17 protein-coding genes are annotated in these 19,759 nt (G+C 70.6%); 11 read left to right on the top strand and 6 right to left on the bottom strand.

Features of this window, described 5'->3' with window-relative positions; translation table 11 throughout:
• Positions 1-481: 481 nt before the first annotated feature.
• The 3 genes from QFW80_RS01780 (at position 482) to QFW80_RS01770 (ending at position 4,005) form a co-directional block, all read left to right on the top strand.
• Positions 482-892, top strand: a complete 411-nt coding sequence (locus tag QFW80_RS01780) for a hypothetical protein (protein ID WP_280599310.1) — start codon at positions 482-484, stop codon at positions 890-892.
• Positions 893-905: 13 nt separating this feature from the next.
• Complete coding sequence (locus QFW80_RS01775) at positions 906-1,991, top strand: extracellular catalytic domain type 1 short-chain-length polyhydroxyalkanoate depolymerase (RefSeq protein WP_280599309.1); 1,086 nt, start codon at positions 906-908, stop codon at positions 1,989-1,991.
• A gap of 235 nt (positions 1,992-2,226) precedes the next feature.
• The gene (locus QFW80_RS01770; RefSeq protein ID WP_280599307.1) at positions 2,227-4,005 is read left to right on the top strand and encodes a hypothetical protein; all 1,779 of its coding nucleotides are present in this window, start codon (positions 2,227-2,229) and stop codon (positions 4,003-4,005) included.
• A 295-nt stretch (positions 4,006-4,300) separates the two neighbouring features.
• Here QFW80_RS01770 and QFW80_RS01765 read toward each other — a convergent pair whose 3' ends face one another.
• Positions 4,301-5,185, bottom strand: a complete 885-nt coding sequence (locus QFW80_RS01765) for a LysR substrate-binding domain-containing protein (protein ID WP_280599910.1) — start codon at positions 5,183-5,185, stop codon at positions 4,301-4,303.
• A gap of 224 nt (positions 5,186-5,409) precedes the next feature.
• Between QFW80_RS01765 and bla the strand changes: the two genes are divergently transcribed.
• Positions 5,410-6,309 (top strand): class A beta-lactamase, encoded by a 900-nt coding sequence (gene bla / locus QFW80_RS01760; RefSeq protein ID WP_280599306.1) that lies wholly within the window; start codon positions 5,410-5,412, stop codon positions 6,307-6,309.
• A 157-nt stretch (positions 6,310-6,466) separates the two neighbouring features.
• On the opposite strand, the gene QFW80_RS01755 is transcribed toward bla, so the two are convergent.
• Positions 6,467-7,168: a VIT1/CCC1 transporter family protein gene (locus QFW80_RS01755; protein ID WP_280599304.1), complete on the bottom strand. Its 702-nt coding sequence runs from the start codon at positions 7,166-7,168 to the stop codon at positions 6,467-6,469.
• Between the two features lie 113 nt (positions 7,169-7,281).
• Entirely contained in the window at positions 7,282-8,547 is a 1,266-nt protein-coding gene (locus tag QFW80_RS01750) for a ferredoxin reductase family protein (RefSeq protein ID WP_280599303.1), read from the bottom strand.
• A 351-nt stretch (positions 8,548-8,898) separates the two neighbouring features.
• Here QFW80_RS01750 and QFW80_RS01745 point away from each other — a divergent pair, with 351 nt between their 5' ends.
• From QFW80_RS01745 to QFW80_RS01735, 3 genes are all read left to right on the top strand, one after another.
• Positions 8,899-9,984, top strand: coding sequence for a serine hydrolase domain-containing protein (locus tag QFW80_RS01745; protein WP_280599908.1), 1,086 nt, complete (start codon positions 8,899-8,901; stop codon positions 9,982-9,984).
• Positions 9,985-10,076: 92 nt separating this feature from the next.
• Entirely contained in the window at positions 10,077-10,685 is a 609-nt protein-coding gene (locus QFW80_RS01740; protein WP_280599302.1) for a methyltransferase domain-containing protein, read from the top strand.
• A gap of 164 nt (positions 10,686-10,849) precedes the next feature.
• Entirely contained in the window at positions 10,850-12,163 is a 1,314-nt protein-coding gene (locus QFW80_RS01735; protein WP_280599300.1) for an aminotransferase class V-fold PLP-dependent enzyme, read from the top strand.
• A 125-nt stretch (positions 12,164-12,288) separates the two neighbouring features.
• On the opposite strand, the gene QFW80_RS01730 is transcribed toward QFW80_RS01735, so the two are convergent.
• A complete protein-coding gene (locus QFW80_RS01730; RefSeq protein ID WP_280599299.1) occupies positions 12,289-13,869 on the bottom strand; it encodes an SDR family NAD(P)-dependent oxidoreductase in 1,581 nt (526 codons plus the stop codon).
• Between the two features lie 274 nt (positions 13,870-14,143).
• On the opposite strand from QFW80_RS01730, the gene QFW80_RS01725 reads away from it, so the two are divergent.
• Together QFW80_RS01725 and QFW80_RS01720 are read left to right on the top strand one after the other, a co-directional pair.
• Entirely contained in the window at positions 14,144-15,130 is a 987-nt protein-coding gene (locus tag QFW80_RS01725) for a helix-turn-helix domain-containing protein (protein WP_280599906.1), read from the top strand.
• Between the two features lie 145 nt (positions 15,131-15,275).
• On the top strand, positions 15,276-16,025 hold the full coding sequence (locus QFW80_RS01720) for an SDR family oxidoreductase (protein WP_280599297.1): 750 nt from the start codon (positions 15,276-15,278) through the stop codon (positions 16,023-16,025).
• A 231-nt stretch (positions 16,026-16,256) separates the two neighbouring features.
• On the opposite strand, the gene QFW80_RS01715 is transcribed toward QFW80_RS01720, so the two are convergent.
• Positions 16,257-16,703 (bottom strand): VOC family protein, encoded by a 447-nt coding sequence (locus QFW80_RS01715; protein WP_280599296.1) that lies wholly within the window; start codon positions 16,701-16,703, stop codon positions 16,257-16,259.
• 298 nt (positions 16,704-17,001) lie between these two features.
• Here QFW80_RS01715 and QFW80_RS01710 point away from each other — a divergent pair, with 298 nt between their 5' ends.
• Together QFW80_RS01710 and QFW80_RS01705 are read left to right on the top strand one after the other, a co-directional pair.
• A complete protein-coding gene (locus QFW80_RS01710) occupies positions 17,002-18,087 on the top strand; it encodes a catalase family peroxidase (protein ID WP_280599295.1) in 1,086 nt (361 codons plus the stop codon).
• The gene (locus tag QFW80_RS01705) at positions 18,084-18,698 is read left to right on the top strand and encodes a cytochrome b (RefSeq protein WP_280599294.1); all 615 of its coding nucleotides are present in this window, start codon (positions 18,084-18,086) and stop codon (positions 18,696-18,698) included. The genes QFW80_RS01710 and QFW80_RS01705 overlap by 4 nt, the downstream gene beginning before the upstream one ends.
• A 310-nt stretch (positions 18,699-19,008) precedes the next feature.
• Here QFW80_RS01705 and QFW80_RS01700 read toward each other — a convergent pair whose 3' ends face one another.
• The gene (locus tag QFW80_RS01700; protein ID WP_280599293.1) at positions 19,009-19,449 is read right to left on the bottom strand and encodes an FKBP-type peptidyl-prolyl cis-trans isomerase; all 441 of its coding nucleotides are present in this window, start codon (positions 19,447-19,449) and stop codon (positions 19,009-19,011) included.
• Positions 19,450-19,759: the final 310 nt, after the last annotated feature.

Genomic DNA, 19,759 nt, shown 5'->3' with positions numbered 1-19,759 from the left:
ATGTCGCGGCGACCCATGCAGTCAAACGCAATCGCGAACATGAATTCGTGTCCCGGCTCACAGGCACGCGCGGTGTACGGCGTTGTCATCACCGCGATGGAAGCGTTCCGCGAGCGGCGTGAGCGATGCGAGGTGATTCGAGAACAAGCGTCAGCCCGCGGGTCGTTCAATGCGGCGCCCGTTGCATGCCCGGAATGGTGGCGTCGATGTCGACTGCGCCGATGCCGTGCGCCGCCTTCGGACGAGCTGCGGACCTTCACCGTTCGCGTAGGTCGAGCGCAGGGCGGTGCAGGGATCGGTTCAGGCTCGAGGTCCGGGACCTCATCGTTCGCATGGCGTCACTGCGCTGACATCGGGGCGCCGCGGCGGACGGTGCGGAAGGAAGCGCACCGCCAAGACGCTACTAACACCTTCAGGTTGTTCAGAACCATCCATATGGATGGTGTTAGGATGGCCCATGCCATCCAGAACCGATCCGCCCATGGCCAGCCCGAAGCCGCGCCCGATCGGCGACAACGAGAAGATCACCATCAACCTGGGGGTCGTCGACCTGGGCCAGATCGACCTGCTGGTGCAGGAAGGCTTCTATTCCAACCGCACCGACCTGATCCGCACGGCGATTCGCAACCAGCTCGCCGCGCATGGCGACGTGCTGCGCCATACCGTGGCCCGTCGCACCCTGGTGATGGGGCTGCAGGACTACGGGCGACGCGAACTGGAAGCCGCGCGCGACGCCGGCCAACGGCTGCGGATCCAGGCGCTGGGGCTGGTGCGCATCGCCGACGACGTCACCCCCGAGCTGGCGCAGGAAGCGATCGAGTCGATCAGCGTGCTGGGCGTGCTGCAGGCAAGCCACAAGGTCAAGGCCGCCCTGGCCGGCCGGATCCACTGACACCAGGACTTCCATGACTCTCGATCTTGACCACATGCGCCAGGCGATGCGCCTGATGCAGGCCGGCGATCTGCCGGCGGCCACCCGCGCGCTCCAGCAACGGCTGGGCGGCGTGCCCGCGCCCGCGCCGGCTGCGCGCGATGACGCCATCCGGCCCGCGCCCGGTCCGCATCTCGAAGGCGAGTTCCGCGTGGTCGATGCGGCGCCCGTGCGGCTGGGCGTGACCCCCGGGCCGCGCGGCGGCGCGGCACGCGAGCGCTTCGCCGGCGCTGCCGGTGAGCTGGAATACCTGCTGCACGTGCCCGCCGGCCTTGAGGTCGCGGGTGCACCGCTGCTGCTGATGCTGCATGGCTGCACGCAGACCCCGGAAGACTTCGCGCGCGGCACGCGCATGAACCAGGTCGCGGCCCGCGAGGGATTCGTGATCGCATGGCCCGCGCAGCCGCAGGGGCGCAATCCCAACCGCTGCTGGAACTGGTTCCGCGGCAGCGACCAGTCGCGCGGGCAGGGCGAGCCGGCGATGCTGGCAGGGCTTGCGCAACACCTGGTGGGCCGGCACGGGCTCGATGCCGATCGCGTGTACGTCGCCGGGCTGTCGGCGGGTGGCGCCATGGCCGCGGTGCTCGCCAGCACCTATCCCGACGTGTTCGCGGCCATCGGCGTGCATTCCGGCCTGCCGGTGGGCATGGCCCACGACGCGCCTTCGGCCTTCGCCGCGATGCGCGGGAAGGGCGGGCGATCGCGGCCGGTCGTCGCGGCAGGCGGCCCGCGCGTGCCTGCGATCGTCTTCCACGGCGACAGCGACACCACCGTGCATCCCGGCAACGGCGCAAGCGTCATCGAGCAGAGTCTCGGCGATGCAGGCGCGCGGGCCGGGATTGTCTCCAGCGTGGAGCAGGGCGCGGCCGCCGGCCGCCGCGCCACGCGCACCGTGCATCGCACCGCGGACGGACGTGTGGCGGCGGAGCACTGGCTGGTGCACGGCGCGGCGCATGCGTGGTCCGGTGGCGACGCCTCGGGCAGCCACGCCGACCCGCAGGGTCCGGACGCCTCGGCGGAAATGCTGCGGTTCTTCGGCGAGTGCCGGCGGGACGGGTGAGCGGGCGGAGACGGGGGCCAGCTGCTTTGCGGCAACGGATCCGAGCCTGCGAACCTCCACGCCGGTCCGAAACTCGGGTTTACCGGGAACGCGGCGAGGGGAGCGCTGCCTGAGTGGGCCTCGTCAACCGCCGCAAAACCTCGACTGACTGCCTGCAGGAATTAGGGTCCGCCCTAGCTTCGCGGAATGGCGGCGATGGCTAACGTGGCCGCAACTCGCACACGGGAGCGTCGCCATGGCCATCAGTCTTGAAACCGGCGCCAGTCCGCTGCTGGTCAACCAGACCCCGCCAACGCCGACGGAACAGGCCTCGCCCGTGCTGCACAACGCGACCGGGCCGCAGCCGCCTGCGCCAGATGTTCCGGCCACCTTCGACGAGGCGGCGAGGCTGGACGAGGATTCCGATACGGTCTTCAACGCCGGCAACTACGCGATGAGCGACACCAGCGCCTCGCCGGAGGACGCCGCCGCGTCGCTGGTGCATGAGCAGCGCTGGGGCCATGGCGACCAGGCGGCGCAGGCCCAGTATTTCAACGAGCAGGTCGAGGCGCACAAGGACGACGCCCCGTGGCTCAGCGCGTACTTCGCCGCGCTCGGGGAGGACCGTGTCGCCGACCTGATGCGGCTCTCGATCACCGAGACCGCGAATCCATATTCCACCGGCGGCCTCGGCGGCAGCGGCAATGAGGGTGCCGTCACCCATTACGAGAGTACCGTCGATACCTTGCGGACAGCGCTCGATACGCTGGCGAAGGACGGCTACCTGAGCCAGGCGGACATGAACGCCCTCTATGGTGGCCTCGATCTCGACACGAGCGATCGCAACGTGTTCGGGCCGACCCTCGTGTCCGACCTGTTCGCGAACAGCTCGCCGGAAGTGCAGGAGCTGTTCTTCAACGCCGCGCTTGCGGAGGGCAACGACAACTCCGCGGCGATCGCCTCGCATGTCCTGGCGAACATGTCGATCGACGCCCAGGCGCGGATCCTCGGCGGGATGAGCCAAGCTGAACTCGACAGCTTCGTCGAGATGTCCATGAAGGGCCAGTTCGAAGGCATCGACCTGCGCAAGTATTTCGGTGAAGGCGATACGCACAGCACCGTGACCATCGGTGGAATCACGCAGATTCTCGCGAACGCCAACGATGTGACGGTCTACTACCACGCCCAGATCGTCGTTCCCGACTATCCGCCCGAACTGCAGACGGCGCTGTTCGACGCGACCGCGCGCGCGCTCACGAACGAGGATGTGTTCAACAAGTTCGCCGACGATGCGCAGTTCAAGGACGAGCTCGGCGTGCTGGCGCTCAAGCAGCACGATGATTTCCTGGACCGGGCGCTGGATGCCGACGGCGGCGCCAATGGCGAGGACCTGGGCAGCACCACCCGTGGGGAGTATTCCAAGGTGCTGGAGATGACGCTCTTCACGCCGCCGTTGTCCGGCAGCGCCGAGAGCCTGATGCGTCATATCGATGCCCGCTACCAGGACATCGGCAATGACCTCGCGACGATGGACGACGCCGCCTTCGAGGACAAGTACGGCCGCAACCGCGGCGCCATGGCGGCCGCGTACGGCCAGATGACCGGTGTGTTCTTCGAAGCGCTCGATGCCGGCCTGACGCGGGTGAAGGACGACGCGGAGAAGGCGGCCGAGATCATGGACCCCTTGTTCAAGCTGGTTGATTTCGGCGTGGGCAAGGGCCTGGAGAAGGCTGGCCCGATCGGCACCGTCGTCTCCCAGGTGCTCGATCTGACGGGCGCCTCGGACGCGGTGAAGGACGGAATCAAGGAGAAGATCAAGGACGGCCACATCGAGGACGCGCTGCAGGACATGATGGACCACGGGGTGGACCTGTCGCAGCTGGGCGAGGAGCTCTACGAGCACATGAGCGACAGCGTGCTGCCGAACCGGACCGATCCGAACGGGACCTACCAGGGCCCGAACGGCGATGTCTCGATCAAGGATGCCTGGCAGAATGGATACGACTTCGTCGAGGGTGCTCCAACGACCAGTTGATCGCAGCGAACTGGCCTGTGACATACGTCACTCAGCGCTCTTCGCACGCCGCTCCGGTCGCCTGCTGGCCGTCATGAAGCCGAGAGGAGTCCACTGACCGTCTGAACGCGGGTGCCACAATCGGCGCGATGATGCAGGGGCCGTACATGGTCGCGTCGCGGGAGTGGGGCCGTGCGCCCGTCCCGCCGGCATTCGGCCGTCGCTCCGATGCCTCCGGACATCTGGTCCTGCGCGGGTTTGTGTGTGTGGTTGGCCGGGGTGTGTCCCCGCACGCAACACGCGATGCATCTGGGTACTATGCTTGCGGCCCTGCCGTTTCGCACGCGTCCATCAGCCAGTCGCGGAACGCGCGCATGGCCGGGCCGGGCGCGCGGGCCTTCTGGCGGGTGAGCCAGTAGCGGCCGGTGTCGATGCATTCGGCGAACGGGGCGACCAGCGATCCGTCTTCCAGCGCGTCGGCGAACATGGCCGGCGGCAGGAGGGCGATACCGGCGCCCGCCCGCGCGGCGACGGCCATCGTGACCGACGAGTCGAACACCGGGCCCGTGAGCGGCGGGCACGCGAGGCCGACGGCCTCGAACCAGCGCGGCCACTCGTCGGCGCGGTACGAGCGCAGCAGCGTGGCGCCCGCGAGCGCGGCCGGCGAACGGACGCGGTCTGCAAGGCGCGGGGCGAGCATGGGGGTCAGCGGCGCGGCCAGCAGCGGCTCGGCCTCGACCCCGTGCCAGGCGCCGTCGCCGAAGCGGATCGCATAGTCCAGCCCCTCGCCGGCGAGGTCGACGCGATTGTTGTGGGTGCGCAGCCGCACGTCGACGAAGCGATGCGCGGCGGTGAACGCGTCCAGCCGCGGCAGCAGCCAGCCGGTGGCGAAGGTGCCCACCACGCCGAGGGTGAGCGGTTCGCGCGGCTGGCCGCTGGCGTAGCGGTCGAGCATCGCCGCCATGCGGTCGAAGCTGTCGACGAGCAGGGGCACCAGCGCGGCGCCTTCGTCGGTCAACGCCAGGCCACGCGGCAGGCGATGGAACAGGCGCACGCCCAGCAGCGCCTCGAGCCGGTTGACCTGGTGGCTCACCGCCGCCTGGCCGACGCACAGCTCCAGCCCCGCGCGGGTGAAGCTCAGGTGCCGGGCCGACGCCTCGAAGGCTCGCAGGGCGTTGAGCGGCAGTTGCGCGCGGTCCAGGACAGCCTCCGATATTTGTATGGGCTCGTGCGAGAAATGATCGATTGTGAGCGCATCGACCAGGTAGCAGTCTGTGGCCCCCGACGCGCGAGGCCACCGATGCGACACCACGAAATGATAGCGATGAACGATGTGCGCGGCGGGTGCAACCCGCATGCGCGGGCGACGACGCCACCGCCGGCATCCACGGACGGCCGCGATCCGGCGCGCCACGAGGACGCGACATGATCGGCCGGCGCAGCTTCATGCTTGGCACCATCGCGGCCCTGTGCGCACCGGCATTCACGCGCGCGGGCGCGGCGACGCAAACCGACCCCGTCGCGCAATTGCAGGCGCTGGAGCGCATGGCGGGCGGACGGCTGGGCGCGTTCGTGCTCGACACCGGTACCGGCAAAGGCATCGGCCTGCGCAGCGACGAGCGCTTCTGCCATTGCTCCACGTTCAAGCTCTCGCTCGCAGCCCTGGCGCTGCACGAGGCCGACGCCGGCCGCATCGATCTGGACGAGCCGCTCGCCTTCGCTCGCGCGGACCTGATGTTCCACTCGCCGGTGCTCGAAGCCAACCTCGACCAGGGCGCGCTGCCTGTGGTCGCGCTGGCCGAGGCGATCCAGGTGACGAGCGATAATGGCGCGGCCAACGTGCTGATGCGCCGGCTGGGCGGCCCGGAGGCGCTGACCCGGTTCTGGCGCGGGCTCGGCGACCCGGTCAGCCGAATCGACGGCTACGAGCCCGAGATCAACGTCATTCCGCCGGGCACCGAGGAGAACAGCACCACGCCGCGCGCGATGGCCCACACCCTGCAGCGGATCGTGCTGGGCGACGTGCTCGCCGGCGGTAGCCGCGAGCGCCTGCAGAAGTGGATGGACGCGACGCGCACCGGCCTGCGCCGCATCCGCGCCGGCCTGCCGCCGGGCTGGCGCGGTCTCGACAAGACGGGCACCGGCATGCGTCCCGGTGAAGGCAACAAGACCAATGATGTCGCAGTGCTGTTTCCGCCGGGCGGCCGCGCGCCGCTGGTGGTCGCGGGCTACTTCGAGCACCCGGAGTATTCCGAAAGCATCCGGCCCGCGGACGAAGCCGTGCTCGCTGGCGTGGGCGAGGTGGGGGCGGCCTGGGTGGGGTGAGGCGAGCGCCGATTCCGCTTCGGGCTGCGCGATGCGTGGTCGGTTGGGAGGGTCGCCGTCGCGCCACCCGCCCGAACCGCGCATGGTGTGCCGAGAGGCCGGCGCAGCCGCAGCCGTGCGCCGGCTTCCGGTCACCCCGGTCGCGCCGCGTTGCAGCTCACACCACGGTGCCGAACAACGCGCCGATGCCGGCCGTAAGCGCCATCGCGAGCGCGCCCCAGAAGGTGACACGCAGCGCCGCCCTGGCCATGTTCGCGTTGCCCGCGCGGGCGCCCACGGCCCCGAGCACCGCGAGAAAGGCCAGCGAGGCGATCGAGACGCCCGCCACCAGCGCGGCGCGTGGCACCAGCAGCACCATCGCCAGCGGCAACGCGGCCCCGGTGGCGAATGTCGCGGCCGAGGTCAGGGCGGCCTGGATGGGGCGGGCGGTCGTGACCTCCGAGATGCCGAGCTCGTCGCGGGCGTGGGCGCCCAGCGCATCCTTCGCCATCAGCTGGTCGGCCACCTGCTGCGCGAGGTCGGGCGACACGCCGCGCGCCACGTAGATCTGCGCCAGTTCCGCGCGCTCGAACTCGGGCTGCGAGGCGAGTTCGGCCCGCTCACGCGCCAAGTCCGCCTGCTCGGTGTCGGACTGCGAACTCACGGACACGTACTCGCCGGCCGCCATCGACATGGCGCCCGCCACCAGGCCGGCCACGCCCGCCACGAGCACGTCGGAGGTCGCGGCCGAGGCCGCGGCCACGCCGACGATCAGGCTGGCGGTGGAGACGATGCCGTCGTTGGCGCCCAGCACGGCGGCCCGCAGCCAGCCGATGCGCGAGACGAGATGGGATTCGGGGTGCAGGTGGTTACGCGGCATGTCAGCTCCCATGCAAACCAGCGAGGTCGGCTCTTGTGTCTGGATGCCTGCGCCAACGCTGGAAAGCAAGCCGGTTGCGGCCGGTCCGCGCCCGCGGTGCGCACGGCGACGCGTCAGCGGAACGCGAACAGTTCATATCGCAGCTGGTCTTCGCGGAGGCCCGCGTCCCGCATCAGCTGGCGCACGACCCTGAGCAGCCCGGGCGGACCGCAGACGCTGACGCGGACGTCGGAGGCTTGCGGGCCGGCGGCCACGCGTGCGAAGCGGTCGCGGAACTCCAGCGACGCGGGGCCTTCGGTGATCCCGACCAGTTCCACGCCACGCGCGCGTGCCATCCCGGCCAGGTCCACCGTCGCGGGCAGCTCGCGGCCAGGCGTGGAGAAATGGAACAGCGTCACCTGCTCCAGCCCGTGCGCGTCGGGGTCCTGCAGCCATGCCATGAAGGGGGTCACGCCCACGCCGCCGGCGATCCAGAGTTCCGGTCCGCCGCCCGGCACCCGTTCGAAGCGTCCGAAGGGCGCATGGACCTGCGCGACCAGGCCTGGCTCGGCCTCCCGAACCAGCCGTTCGATGTAATCGCCCAGCGCACGCACCATGAATACGAGGCTGCCGTCGGCCTGTTCGGCGCTGGCGATGGTGAAGGGGTGTGGTTCGCGCAGGCCGTCGCGTTCCAAGGACAGGAACGCGAACTGGCCCGGCGCGAACGGGATCTTCCGTCCAACCGGCACCAGGTCCAGGTGCACGGCGCTGTCGCTGGCCGACACCGAGCGCAGCCGGTAGCGTGCGTGCTGCGACAGCAGCGGATACAGCAGCAGCTTGTAGGCCGCCCCGGCCACGCCCAGGGCGGAGAGGATGGCCAGCCAGGCGCCCGCCGCGCTGGCCAGCGCGATGGGCGAGCGGATGGTGGTCCAGTGCGCGATCACGACCAGGAACTGCGGCCCGGAGAGCTTGTGCCACCAGCGCCAGGTGGTGTAGGGAATCCTGCGGTTCAGGGCCAGCAGCACGATCAGCATCAGCGCCACGAAGCTCAGCTGCCGGACGAAGCGGGTCGCCGGCCCCGGCAGCGTCACGATGGCCGCCGTGTCCCAGCCGGGCGCGTCCGCCTTGAACAGCAGGTGCACCGATGCGAACACCAGGGCCCAGACACCGAGCCACTTGTGCGTCTCGTAGACGCGGTCCAGCCCTCCGAACAGCGACTCGACGCCTTTCGACCGCGCACCGAGCACGGCGGCCAGCGCCATGAGCGACAGCGCGGCCACGCCCGATCCCAGGCTGAGCAGGGCGGTGCCCGGCCACATGCCGCGCGGGACCGCCGACGCAGCCAATGCGAACCCCGCCAGCAACACGGGGAGGATCAGGGAACGCGTACCGAGCCGCATGGCAGGTCCATCCGTGCGAAGCGTTGGGCCAAGCCTGGGCCCGGGAGCGTCGAAGCGCGTTGATGCGAATCAATGCCGCGACGCCGGGCGCCGGTCGCCGCGACCCCATGACGGCACGCGGCAGACCGGCAGTCCGCTCGCCAGGCGAAGTGCGACCAGCGCTGCGTCGCGGCCCTGCGCGGCGCCATGTCCGGCCGCGCCCGGACGCATGCGACCTAGCGCAGGCGCGCCGCCCGGCGTCGCGCTCATCCGGGCAGTGGAACGGGAGGCGCCGCTCTGCTTCAATCCCCGTCAGCCCGGTGCCGGGCGACACGGGACAAGGTCATGTGTCGGAGCGTCGCGTTGATCGCAATGCTGGCAGTGGCCTGGCCGCTGCCGGCGCAGTCGGGCGAGGATGCGGCGAAACTGGCCGAGTTCGACGCATTCGTGAAGACCTACCGCGCCGAACGCGGGATCCTCAGTCTGTCGTACGCCATTGCCATGGACGGGCGCATCGTGGCCGCCGAGGGCGTGGGCTGGCAGGACCACGACGCCGAGGAGCCGACCACGGCGGACACCAGCTACCTGGTCGCCTCGATCACCAAGACCTTCAGCGCGGCAACCCTGCTGGGGATGGAGGCCGATGGCCTGGTCGACCTGGACGATGCCTTCACCGATCTGTCCGACTGGAAGGAGCGCTGCGAATGGCTTGCCGGCAGCGGCAACATCTTCGGCGGCGGCGTCGCGCTCGACGATGGCTACGTGCCGCCGAAGCTCGACTGCGCCGCGCGCCTCCGCGTGCGCGACGTGCTGCAGATGCGGGTGCTGGGTGAGCCGGGCAGCAGTTTCCTCTACAACCCGATCGTGTTCGGCCGGCTGTCGAACTGGGTGGAAGAAAAGACCGGCCGGCCGTTCGACCACTGGGTGCGGCACTACGTGATCGACAGGGCGGGCCTGTCCGACGTCGCCGCCGGGTGGCGCGATGCGCGGGGCGCGATGGCGCTGGTCCACCTGGCGCCGCCATTCCGGATCGCGAAGGACGAGGAGGACGGGCTGGCGCCATCGCCGCTGCCGAATCCGGAGATGAATGCCTCCAGCGGCATCATCGCCAGCGCGCGGGGACTGGCCGCGTATTCCCTCGCGCTCGACCAGGGGCGCATCCTGCCGCGCGCGCGGCTGCAGCAGATGTGGACGCCGCCGGTCGAGGCCGATGGCGCGCCGGCCAGTTATGCCTACGGCTGGTGGACGCAGCAGTGGCGGGGGCAGCAGCTCGTCTGGCATGGGGGATGGTGGCCCGACGCCTACGCCGGCCTGCTCCTCAAGGTCCCGGGCAAGGGCCTGACCCTGGTCGCGCTGGGCAATACCGATGGCCTGCACTGGGGCAACCGGTTGCAGGTGGCGGAGGTGGAGAAGAGCCCGCTGGCGCTGAAGTTCCTGGAACTGTTCGCCGCGGACTGAAGGACGGCTGGCGCGCTCGGCCGCCGGATGCGAGGCTGGCGGCCGCGGTCGCGCCGGACCCGGCGGCGACGCCGTTGCAGAGGACACAGACGATGCCTCATCCGGACCGCGACAACCGGCGCATCGTCGCCGGATACGAATCGACCGCACGCGCTTACGTGGCCACGGTCGACGGGCGACCGTCGGCCAGCGCTGCGGCGCTGCGACGGTTCGCGCAGGCCATCGGCGCCGGGGGCTGCGTGCTGGAGATCGGCTCGGATCCGGGCTGGGATGCCGACGCGCTGGAGTCGCTTGGCATCGCCGTGCACCGCACCGATGCCGCCGTCGCCTTCTGCGAATTCCAGGCCGAACGCGGCAGGCGCTGCGACCGGTTCGATCTTCTGTCCGATCCGGTCGCGGGGCGCTACGCCGGCGCGATGATGCTCTGCGTGCTGCAGCACTTCGCGCGTGCCCGTCTCGACGGCGCGCTCCGTACGCTGGCGGGCGCACTGGACGTCGGCGGCGCGCTGTTGCTGATGTATCCGGAGGGCGAGGGGGACGACGCGCAGCAGCCTGCCGCCGCGGGTCACGATCGCGAGGTGCGGTGGACGCCGGCTGCGCTGGATGCGCGCCTTGCGCAGGCCGGATTCGCGGTGGCCTGGGACGAGACCCGCGAGGGCAGGGGAGGCCGCTGGCGGACCGTGCTGGCGCGGGTGGCGTGAATCTGGACGGACGACGCCGTGCCTTCCAAGGGAGCCCGTGGGCGCCGGGCGGGCTGCCCACGCGCCGGGCCGGCCGTGTCGGGTCCGCGCCCGCTGACCGCTCCGGGCCTGCGCTCGCGTTGGTCCCGTCATCGGTCCCCCGGGGCCATGCCGCGGAGACGTCCATGCGGATCACCCGACGTGGCATGCTGGCAGCGCCGGCCGCGCTGACCACGGCGCTGCTGCCGGGCAGCCTGCTGGCGGCGCTGGAAGCGGAGACGCCGCCGGCGCCCGACCTGTCCACCTGGGAGGCCGTGCGCGCCCAGTTCCCGCTCGATCCGGCATGGATGCACTTCGCCAGCTTCTTCATCGCCAGCCACCCGGCGCCGGTGCAGGCCGCGATCGACGGCTACCGCCGCGCGATCGACCGCAACCCGTTCGCCACGGTGGAGCACGGCATGTTTTCCGAGGGCGCGGACAACCTCCACGTGCAGGTGCAAGCGGAGGTCGCCGACTACCTCGGGGCGCGGCCGCAGGACGTCTGCCTGACCGGCAACACCACCACCGGTCTGACGCTGGTGTACCAGGGGCTGCCGCTGCGGGCCGGCGACGAGGTGCTGTGCACCACGCACGACCACTATTCCCACCACGAATCGATCCGGCTGGCCGTCGAGCGCGCCGGCGCGCGCATGCGCATGGTGCCGCTGTTCGGGGAGGCGGCGACGGCAACGACGGAATCGGTGATCGAGGCGCTGCTCGCCGGCATCGGCCCGCGCACCCGGGTGGTGGGGCTGACCTGGGTGCATTCGAGCAGCGGCATCCGCCTCCCGATCCGCGAGATCGCCGCCGCGTTGCGCGCCCGCCCGGGCCCGCCGCTGCTGCTGGTGGTGGATGGCGTGCATGGCCTCGGGTCCACCGACGAGACCGTCGCCACGCTGGGCTGCGACTACTTCTGCGCCGGCACCCACAAGTGGATGTTCTCCCCGCGCGGCACCGGCCTGGTCTGGGCGAGTGCCGACAACTGGGCGCGGCTGCGCCCGCTGATCCCGAGCTTCACCGATGTCGGGCAGTACCTGGCCTGGGAACGAGGCGTCGCGCCGTCCACGCCCACCACCGCCGACCGCATGAGTCCGGGCGGCTTCCACGCTTACGAGCACCAGTGGGCGACCGCTGCGGCGTTCCGCATGCACCGGCAGATGGGGCGCGCACGGGTCGCGGCGCGCATCCGCGAACTCAACGACCAGTGCAAGGCCGGCCTGGCGGCGAACCCGAAGGTGAAGCTGCACACGCCGATGTCCGGCGAGCTGTCGGCGGGGCTGGTCTCGTTCGAGGTGGAAGGCGTGGCGCCGGCGGAGGTGGTGAGGCAGTTGCTGGCGCGCAGGATCATCGCCAGCACCAGCCCCTACGCGATCACGTATGCACGGCTGGCGCCGAGCCTGGTGAACACGAGCGAGGAGGTCGATCGCGCGGTGCGTGCGGTGCGGGAGATCTCCGGCTAGCACGGCGGCCGGGTCCGGAGCGCCATGCTGCGGGACGCACGCATGGCGCGCCTGCGAACGTCGTGCAGTGCGTATCGAACCGGCGTCGGACGCGCGAGCGGATCATCCGTCGCGCGCACGTCAGCTCACCAGTCCGTCGGTGCGTAGTCCTTCAGGAACTGGCCCCAGACGTGGCGGCCGGTGTTGATGCCGTCGATGATCGGGTCGACGATGCGGGCGGCGCCGTCGACGATGTCGAGCGGCGGATGGAACCGCTCCTCGATGATCTTGCGCGCAGCGATCTCGGCCGGATCCTCGTCGGTCACCCAGCCGGTGTCGACGGCGTTCATGTGGATGCCGTCGCCGTGGTAATCCGCGGCCGCGGTGCGCGTCATCATGTTCAGCGCGGCCTTGGCCATGTTGGTGTGCGGGTGCTTGGTGGTCTTGAAGTTGCGGTAGAACTGGCCTTCGACCGCCGAGACGTTGACGATGTGCTTGTCGCGCCCGGGGGTGCGCAGCATCAGCGCCTTCAGGCGTGCGTTGAGAATGAAGGGGGCGACGGCGTTGACCAGCTGCGTCTCGAGCAGTTCCACCGCGGGCACCTCGTCCATCTGCAGGCGCCAGGAATTGCGTCCGCGCAGATCCACCTGCTGCAGGTCCTGGTCCACGCGCCCCTCGGGGAACAGGTGCGCCTGGCCGAGCAGTTCGTCGGCCAGCAGCGGCACCTGGGACAGTTCCGCCGCACGTGCCAGTCCCGCCGGCGCGGGCCCGCCCGCCCCGTTCACCAGCGACTGGCTGCCGCCGGGCAGCAGGTCAGCGGCCCGCAGGCCCTCGTAGCCGCCCACCAGCCTGCGCACGTGCTCGGGCAGGGTGTGCAGCGCCGCGGTCTCGCCGGCCATCATGTGGGCGTAGAACGCCGGCGGCCGGCGCACGGTCTGGCAGGCGTTGTTGACGATGAAGTCGAGCCGGTCGCGGGTGGCCAGGAGCTCGGCGCAGAAGGCTTCGACGCTGGGCGTATGCCGAAGGTCCAGTCCGAACACCTCGAGGCGATGGCCCCACTGGTCGAAGTCCGGTTCCCGGGCATAGCGCTGCGCGGAATCGCGCGGGAAACGCGTGGTGACGATGAGGGTGCACCCGGCGCGCAGCAGCTTCAGGCCGGCCTGGTAGCCGATCTTCACCCGTCCGCCGGTCAGCAGGGCGACGCGGCCGGTGAGGTCGGCGGTTTCGGTGCGCTTGCGGAAATTGAGCTCCGCGCACTGCGTGCACAGCTGGTCGTAGAAGTGGTGGACGCGCGTGTACTTGCGCTTGCACACATAGCAGTGCAGCAGTTCGGGCGACTCGCCGACAGACCCATGGGGAAAGGCGTCGATCGCGTTGTTGCGCGGGTCGTGCTGGCCGGGCGGCTGCGGCGGGAAGTAGTTCGGGGTGGTGAACACCGGTTTGCGGCGCAGGGTGCGGATGCCGGTCTGGTCGAGCAGCGCCTCGGTCGCGCGCGCCTTGTCGCGGGCGCGTTCCCGTGCGTCCTGCTTGGCCTGCTTGCGCCGCGCGCGGGGCTCGGGATGGTGCACCAGCGCCACCGCCTGCAGCAGGCGGATGCGGTCGGCGTCGGGCAGGGCGTCGAGCAGGCCGCGGTCGTCGCGGATCGCTTCGAGTACGTCGAGCGCGATGCGTGCGCGCTCGGGCAGGGTGGCGTCGCCGTGAGCGGCGGCGCGGAGGTGACTGGTCATGGGTCTGGCAACGGAGACTGGAGCGGGCGGCGGGGCGCGCGATCCGGGGGACTTTGCGCGGAAGCGGGACGGGGCAGGTCCCACCGGGGCGGCATGGTACGGCATGTGTCGGGCAGGCGTGGCGTGGTGCCGGTGGGTCCTGCCCGCGTCCACGACTATCATTGCCGCGGACGCCGTTGCTGTATCCGCCTGATGCGGGAGATCGGAACGCTGCACGGCTCTTCCAGCGGCACTGGAACTTGGCACGCGGAATCAGGTGGTCGTCGTGAAGACAATGGCGAGTCCGGAAGAGAAGGGGGCCGTGCGTCCTTCCAGGCGCGCCGAGCGCGCCGTTCCGCCTGCGCGCGCCCCCGAAACCGGAGGGCAGGCCCGGGATCGCACGTCCCCTCGCGGGCTCGAGCACTTCATCGCCGGTCGCACGCTGGCGAGCAGCGACAGTCCGGCATGGGCCGATCTCCTGGTGAAGGTCTACTCGCGCCAGTCCCACCAGGAGCCGTTCCTCGTCCCGGCGGTGCCCGAACCCTTCGTCGTCTGGATCGTCTCCGGAGAGGCGATCATCGAAGAGCGCGAGCTCGGGGGCGACTGGGTCGCCTGCCACGTCCGGGTCGGCGACTTCTTCCTGACCCGTACGCCGTCACCCTACGAGATGCGCTGGCGCGCGATCGGTGCCGACCCGTTCCAAGTCATGCATCTGTATCTGTCGATCCCGCTGTTCGAGCGTGTCGGTCGCGAGATGCTCGGACACCCGGTTCCGCCCGTCCTGCGCGACGTGTCCGGCGGCACGGATCCAGAGCTGTCGCACCTGCTGGCCCTGGTCCGTCGAGAACTGGGCCGGGACAGCGCCGGCAGCGAACTGTTCGTGCACGGCATCGCCCAGGCCATCGCGGTCCACCTGATCCGTCACTATGCGTCGCAGGGCACCGCGGACGAGCGGCAGGCGGCGCTGCCGCGGTTCAAGTTGCGGCGGGCCCTCGCCCATCTTGAGGCGCAACTGGCCGAACCCTTCGATCTGGCACGACTGGCGGACGCCGTCGGCATGAGTAGGTTCCATTTCAGCCGCCAGTTCAAGCGCGCCACCGGGCTTTCGCCGTCTCGGTACTTCATTCGCGAACGCATCGCGCGCGCGCAGCAGCTGCTGCAGGAAACCGACGCGAGCATCATCGAGATCGGCATGGCGGTGGGTTATTCCAGCCCGGGTCATTTCGCACAGGTCTTCCGGCGCGAAACCGGTGTCTCGCCGAGCCATTACCGTCAGGGGTAGGGATTCCCGGCGCCCGGTGCACGTCCGCGCAAGACCGCGACAGGTGGAGCAAGGCTCCACGAGAAGGCCGGACGCGGACGGCTTAGCGTCCTCCTGACGCGAAGGCCCACCACGGTGGTGGGCCGCACGACAAGGAGTGATGCGAATGCGTAACCTCGACGGAAAGATCGCACTGGTGACTGGCGCCTCGAGTGGCATCGGCGCGGCGACCGCGGCAAGGCTCGCCGAGGCGGGCGCGAAGGTGGGCATCGCCGCCCGCCGGGTGCGGAAGCTGGAAGACCTGAAGGCGAGCATCGAGCGCAAGGGCGGTGAGGCGCTGGTCATCGACATGGACGTGGTGGACCCGGATTCGGTCCAGGCCGGCGTCGCCCAGCTCGTCGACTCCCTCGGACCGATCGACATCCTGGTCAACAATGCCGGGCTGATGCCGCTCTCCGATATCGACCGCTTCAAGGTCGACGAGTGGCACCGGATGGTGGACGTGAACGTGAAGGGCCTCCTCAATACCACCGCCGCCGTCCTGCCCGGGATGATCGAGCGCCATTCCGGCCACATCTTCAACATGTCGTCGATCGCAGGCCGCAAGGTCTTCAAGGGCCTGTCGGTCTACTGCGCGACGAAGCACGCGGTGACGGCGTTCTCCGACGGCCTGCGGATGGAGGTCGGGCAGAAGCACAACATCCGCGTCACCTGCATCCAGCCCGGCGCTGTGGCCACCGAGCTCTACGACCACATCACCGATCCCGGCTATCGCCAGCAGATGGACGAACTCGCCAGCCAGATGACCTTCCTCAAGGGCGAGGATATCGGCGACACCATCGTGTTCGCGGCACAGGCGCCAGCCCACGTCGACGTCGCCGAGCTGTTCGTCCTGCCGACGGAGCAGGGCTGGTGATGACCAGGGCGGCCTTGCGGGTCCTCCGGACCCGTGGCCGCCCTGGCCGCCGCGAGCCGCTGGCACGGGACCCTCGGCCGGGGCGCGTGGCCCGGGTCGGCATGCCAGCGTCGCGAGCGGGCGGAATTGGCGCCGCAGATGGCTGGTGGCCCGAGTTCGTCCGGGTGGGGCGGGCGTTGTCGGGCGGCCCGGCCGGCCGGGCCAAGCGCCGTAGGGCAAGCCGACGCGGCGTCAGCCAGCGGGCGGCGTCCAGCCTGCCGGCGGCACGGTGTTGACCATCCACGGCACGCCGAAGCGGTCGACCAGCGAACCGAAGCCGGGCGACCAGAACGTCCCGGCGAACGGCATGATCTCGCGACCGCCCTCGGACAGCTGTTCGAACCAGCGTCGGGCCTGTGCGATGTCGTCGGTATGCAGGGTCACGTCGAAGCCGTTCTTCGGCTTGTCGATGTTGGGTGCCCAGTCGACGTCCATGTCCGCGCCCATCAGCGACTGGTCGCCCGCGTCGAGCCAGCAGTGCATCAGCCAGGACTTGTATTTCGGGTCGCTGATCGGCATGTCGGGCGGCCCGTCGGCATAGGGAATCGCCGCGGTGATCCGGCCGCCGAGGACCTGAGCGTAGAACTCGAAGGCCTCCCGGCATTGTCCCTGGAAGCTCAGGCTGGTCACGATCTTCATGGTGTCTCCTCGTCTGTGGTGGGGGTGTGTCGGGCGATTTCCTGTGTGGTCCTGCCGTCGCGTCTCGTTGGGCCGCCGCCCTGCAGTGGCTGCCCGGCCACTGCGGCGATGGTGCGGCGGCCGGATCTCACGACGTGATCCTCGGGACCGTGGTTGTTCGACGCACGGGATGGGCGCGATTCGACAGCCGCGTCTCCCGCGGCCGTTCCCGGCGCGTCAGCGTGTCCTCTCTCCGGCGTTCATCCACCCACCGGCCCCCCGCGCGTAAGCTGCGGCGAGCCCGCCAACAGCCGCCGCCATGCTTCCTGATCCCCCGCCTCGCCCCCGATATGGGCCCTACGTCGCCATCGCGGTGATCGTGGCCGCGGTGGCCGCTGCCTTCGGCTGGACCGCGGGCTGGCTGGCGCCCGGGCGGCTGACGCCGGCCCGGATGACCGATGCCATCGAGGCGACCTCCACCACGCCGTATCCCGGGTTCCGCCGCGCCCACGCGAAGGGCCTGTGCGTGTCCGGACAGTTCGAGGGCACGCCCGCGGGCGCGGCGCTGAGCCGGGCGGGCGTGTTCGGCCCGGGCTCCGTGCCGGTGACGGGGCGGATGTCGATCGGCGGCGGCTCGCCCTACGGGCTGGATGCGCAGGCGCGCGTCCGCAGCATGGCGCTGGTGCTGCGCGACGGGGAGGGCGGCGAGTGGCGGATGGCCATGAACAGCTTCCCGTTCTTCGGCGTGCCCTCGGCGGAGGCGTTCTACGAGCAGACCCGTGCGTCGGCGCCGGACCCGGCGACCGGCAAGCCCGATCCCGAGCGCATGCGCGCGTTCGTGGCGCGGTATCCCGCGGCGCAGCGGTTCGCGGCCTGGGCGAAGACCGCGCCGTGGTCGGACAGTTTCGCCAGCACGCAGTACTACGGCATCCACGCGTTCCGGTTCGTCGATGACGGCGGGGACGAACGCGTGGTGCGCTGGACGATGCGGCCGCAGGCATCGTTCGTGGAGATGAGCGCGGCGCAGCGCGAGGCGGCCGAGGGCGACTACCTGCAGGACGAACTGCGCGAGCGCCTGGCGCGTGGCCCGGTGCGGTGGGACATGGTCGCCACGCTCGCGGCGGCGGGCGACGACACGAGCGACCCGAGTACGCCATGGCGGGAGGATCGTGAGCAGGTGGTGGTGGGCACGGTGGTGCTGACCGGCGCGCAGGACCAGGCAACCGGCGCGTGCCGCGATCTCAACTTCGACCCGACCATGGTGCCCGACGGCGTCGCGCTCTCGGACGATCCGATCCTGGCTGCGCGCGCGGCGGTGTACGCGCAATCGTTCGACCGTCGCCAGCGCGAGGTGGCGCATGGTGCGGATGTGTCCGGCGCCGTGCCCGTGGAGGCTGCCCGATGAGTCGCGCGCCCGACCACCACGATGCCTTCGCCCGGACCCTGCACTGGCTGATGGCCGTGCTGATCCTGGCGATGCTGTTCGTCGGCGTGGCGATGGTGTCCTCGATCACGCTGCGCCCGGCGCTGCTCGCGCTGCACCGGCCGATCGGCATCGCGCTGCTGGTGCTGGCGATCGTGCGGCTGGTGCACCGGCTGTTCCGCCGCCTGCCCGCGCTGCCTGACGACCTGCCGGCCTGGCAGCGCCTCGCCGCGCACGCCTCGCACTGGGCGCTGTACGCACTGATGCTGGCGATGCCGCTGGTCGGCTGGGGGATGGTGTCGGCGGCCGGCAATCCGGTTGTGCCGTGGGGCGATGTGCACCTGCCCGCCATCGCCGCGCACGATCCGGCGCTCTACAGCGTGCTGCGCAGCGCGCATGCCTGGCTGGCCCGGGCGCTGCTGGCGGTGATCCTGCTGCACCTGTCCGCGGCGCTGTACCACGCCTGGGTGCGCCGCGACGGCGTGTTCCGGTCGATGGCCCCGGTGCCGCTGGGCCGCGCGGTGGATGCGGACGAAACCGCGGTGGATGCGGACGAAACCGATCGCGACATGAAAGCCGAGAACGCCGTCTGACGGCGGGCGTGCCGCCAGTCGCCGATCGAGCGGGTAGCCCGGATAAGCGCAGCGCATCCGGGGCTGCGCCGGCCATCCGCTCTGCGCGGTAGTCCCGGATGCGCTTCGCTTATCCGGGCTACGCAGTGCTGCCACCGCGTCCGAGTCGGCGATGGCCCGTGGTCGTCCTCCGCCAGCTAGAACGCTCCCGCAGGGATCTCGGATTCACTGCGGCGGACGATTGCGTCTTCAGCGCGGGTGAGGCTGAAGTCGTGCAGGGCGTCGATCACGGCGGAGCGCAGTTCCGAGTCGAGGCGGCATTCGCGTCGCGTCAGTCGCGGATCTCCAGCAGTTCCACCTCGAACACCAGCGACGCCCCAGGCGGGATCACGCGGCCCGCGCCCTCGGCGCCGTAGCCGAGCCACGCGGGAATGAGCAGTTCGCGCGTGCCGCCCACGCGCATGCCGGCGACGCCTTCATCCCAGCCGCGGATGACGCGACCCCCGCCAAGCGGGAACACGAAGGGCTGGCCGCGGTCGCGCGAGCTGTCGAACATCTGGCCGCGCTTGTCCGGCGCGGTCTGCTCGTACAGCCACCCGGTGTAGTGCACGCTGACCTCGTCGCCGGTCGCCGCGGGCGTGCCTTCGCCCATGCGCACGTCGATGCGCTGCAGATCGGGCACGTCACCGCCCGCATAGGGCGACGGGCCGCCGCAGGCCGCGAGCAGCAGCACGAAGAGATAGACGGCGGAGCGATACGGGCAAGGGGGCATGGGCGATGTGGCAGGGAGCGACATCGACAGGATAGCCGTCGCAAGTGTGCGGGTCGACGCGGAACAGGGGCATGCGGCGGCGCCGGAACGTGACGGTATGGTCTCGCCGCGCCAGAGAAGCTGACACACGTCGCCCCCGCGCCCATTGCCTGTTGATCGTAGAGTGCCCGGGAGGAGCCATCGTGAGGCGTTGACATGCCTGCAGCTTCGGGGTCGCGGTCGGGGGCATTGTCGAAGGTGACTACCGCTACTGCCGCGACGCGCGTGCACAGGATGGACCGGTGTGCCCGCTCCCACACTCCGTGCGCGG

Origin of the sequence: Luteimonas rhizosphaericola (assembly GCF_029888045.1) — a bacterium.
GTDB classification, from domain to species: Bacteria; Pseudomonadota; Gammaproteobacteria; order Xanthomonadales; family Xanthomonadaceae; genus Luteimonas; species Luteimonas rhizosphaericola.
Note: the sequence above shows the minus strand (reverse complement) of the source record. Positions and strands in the feature narration are given on the sequence as shown.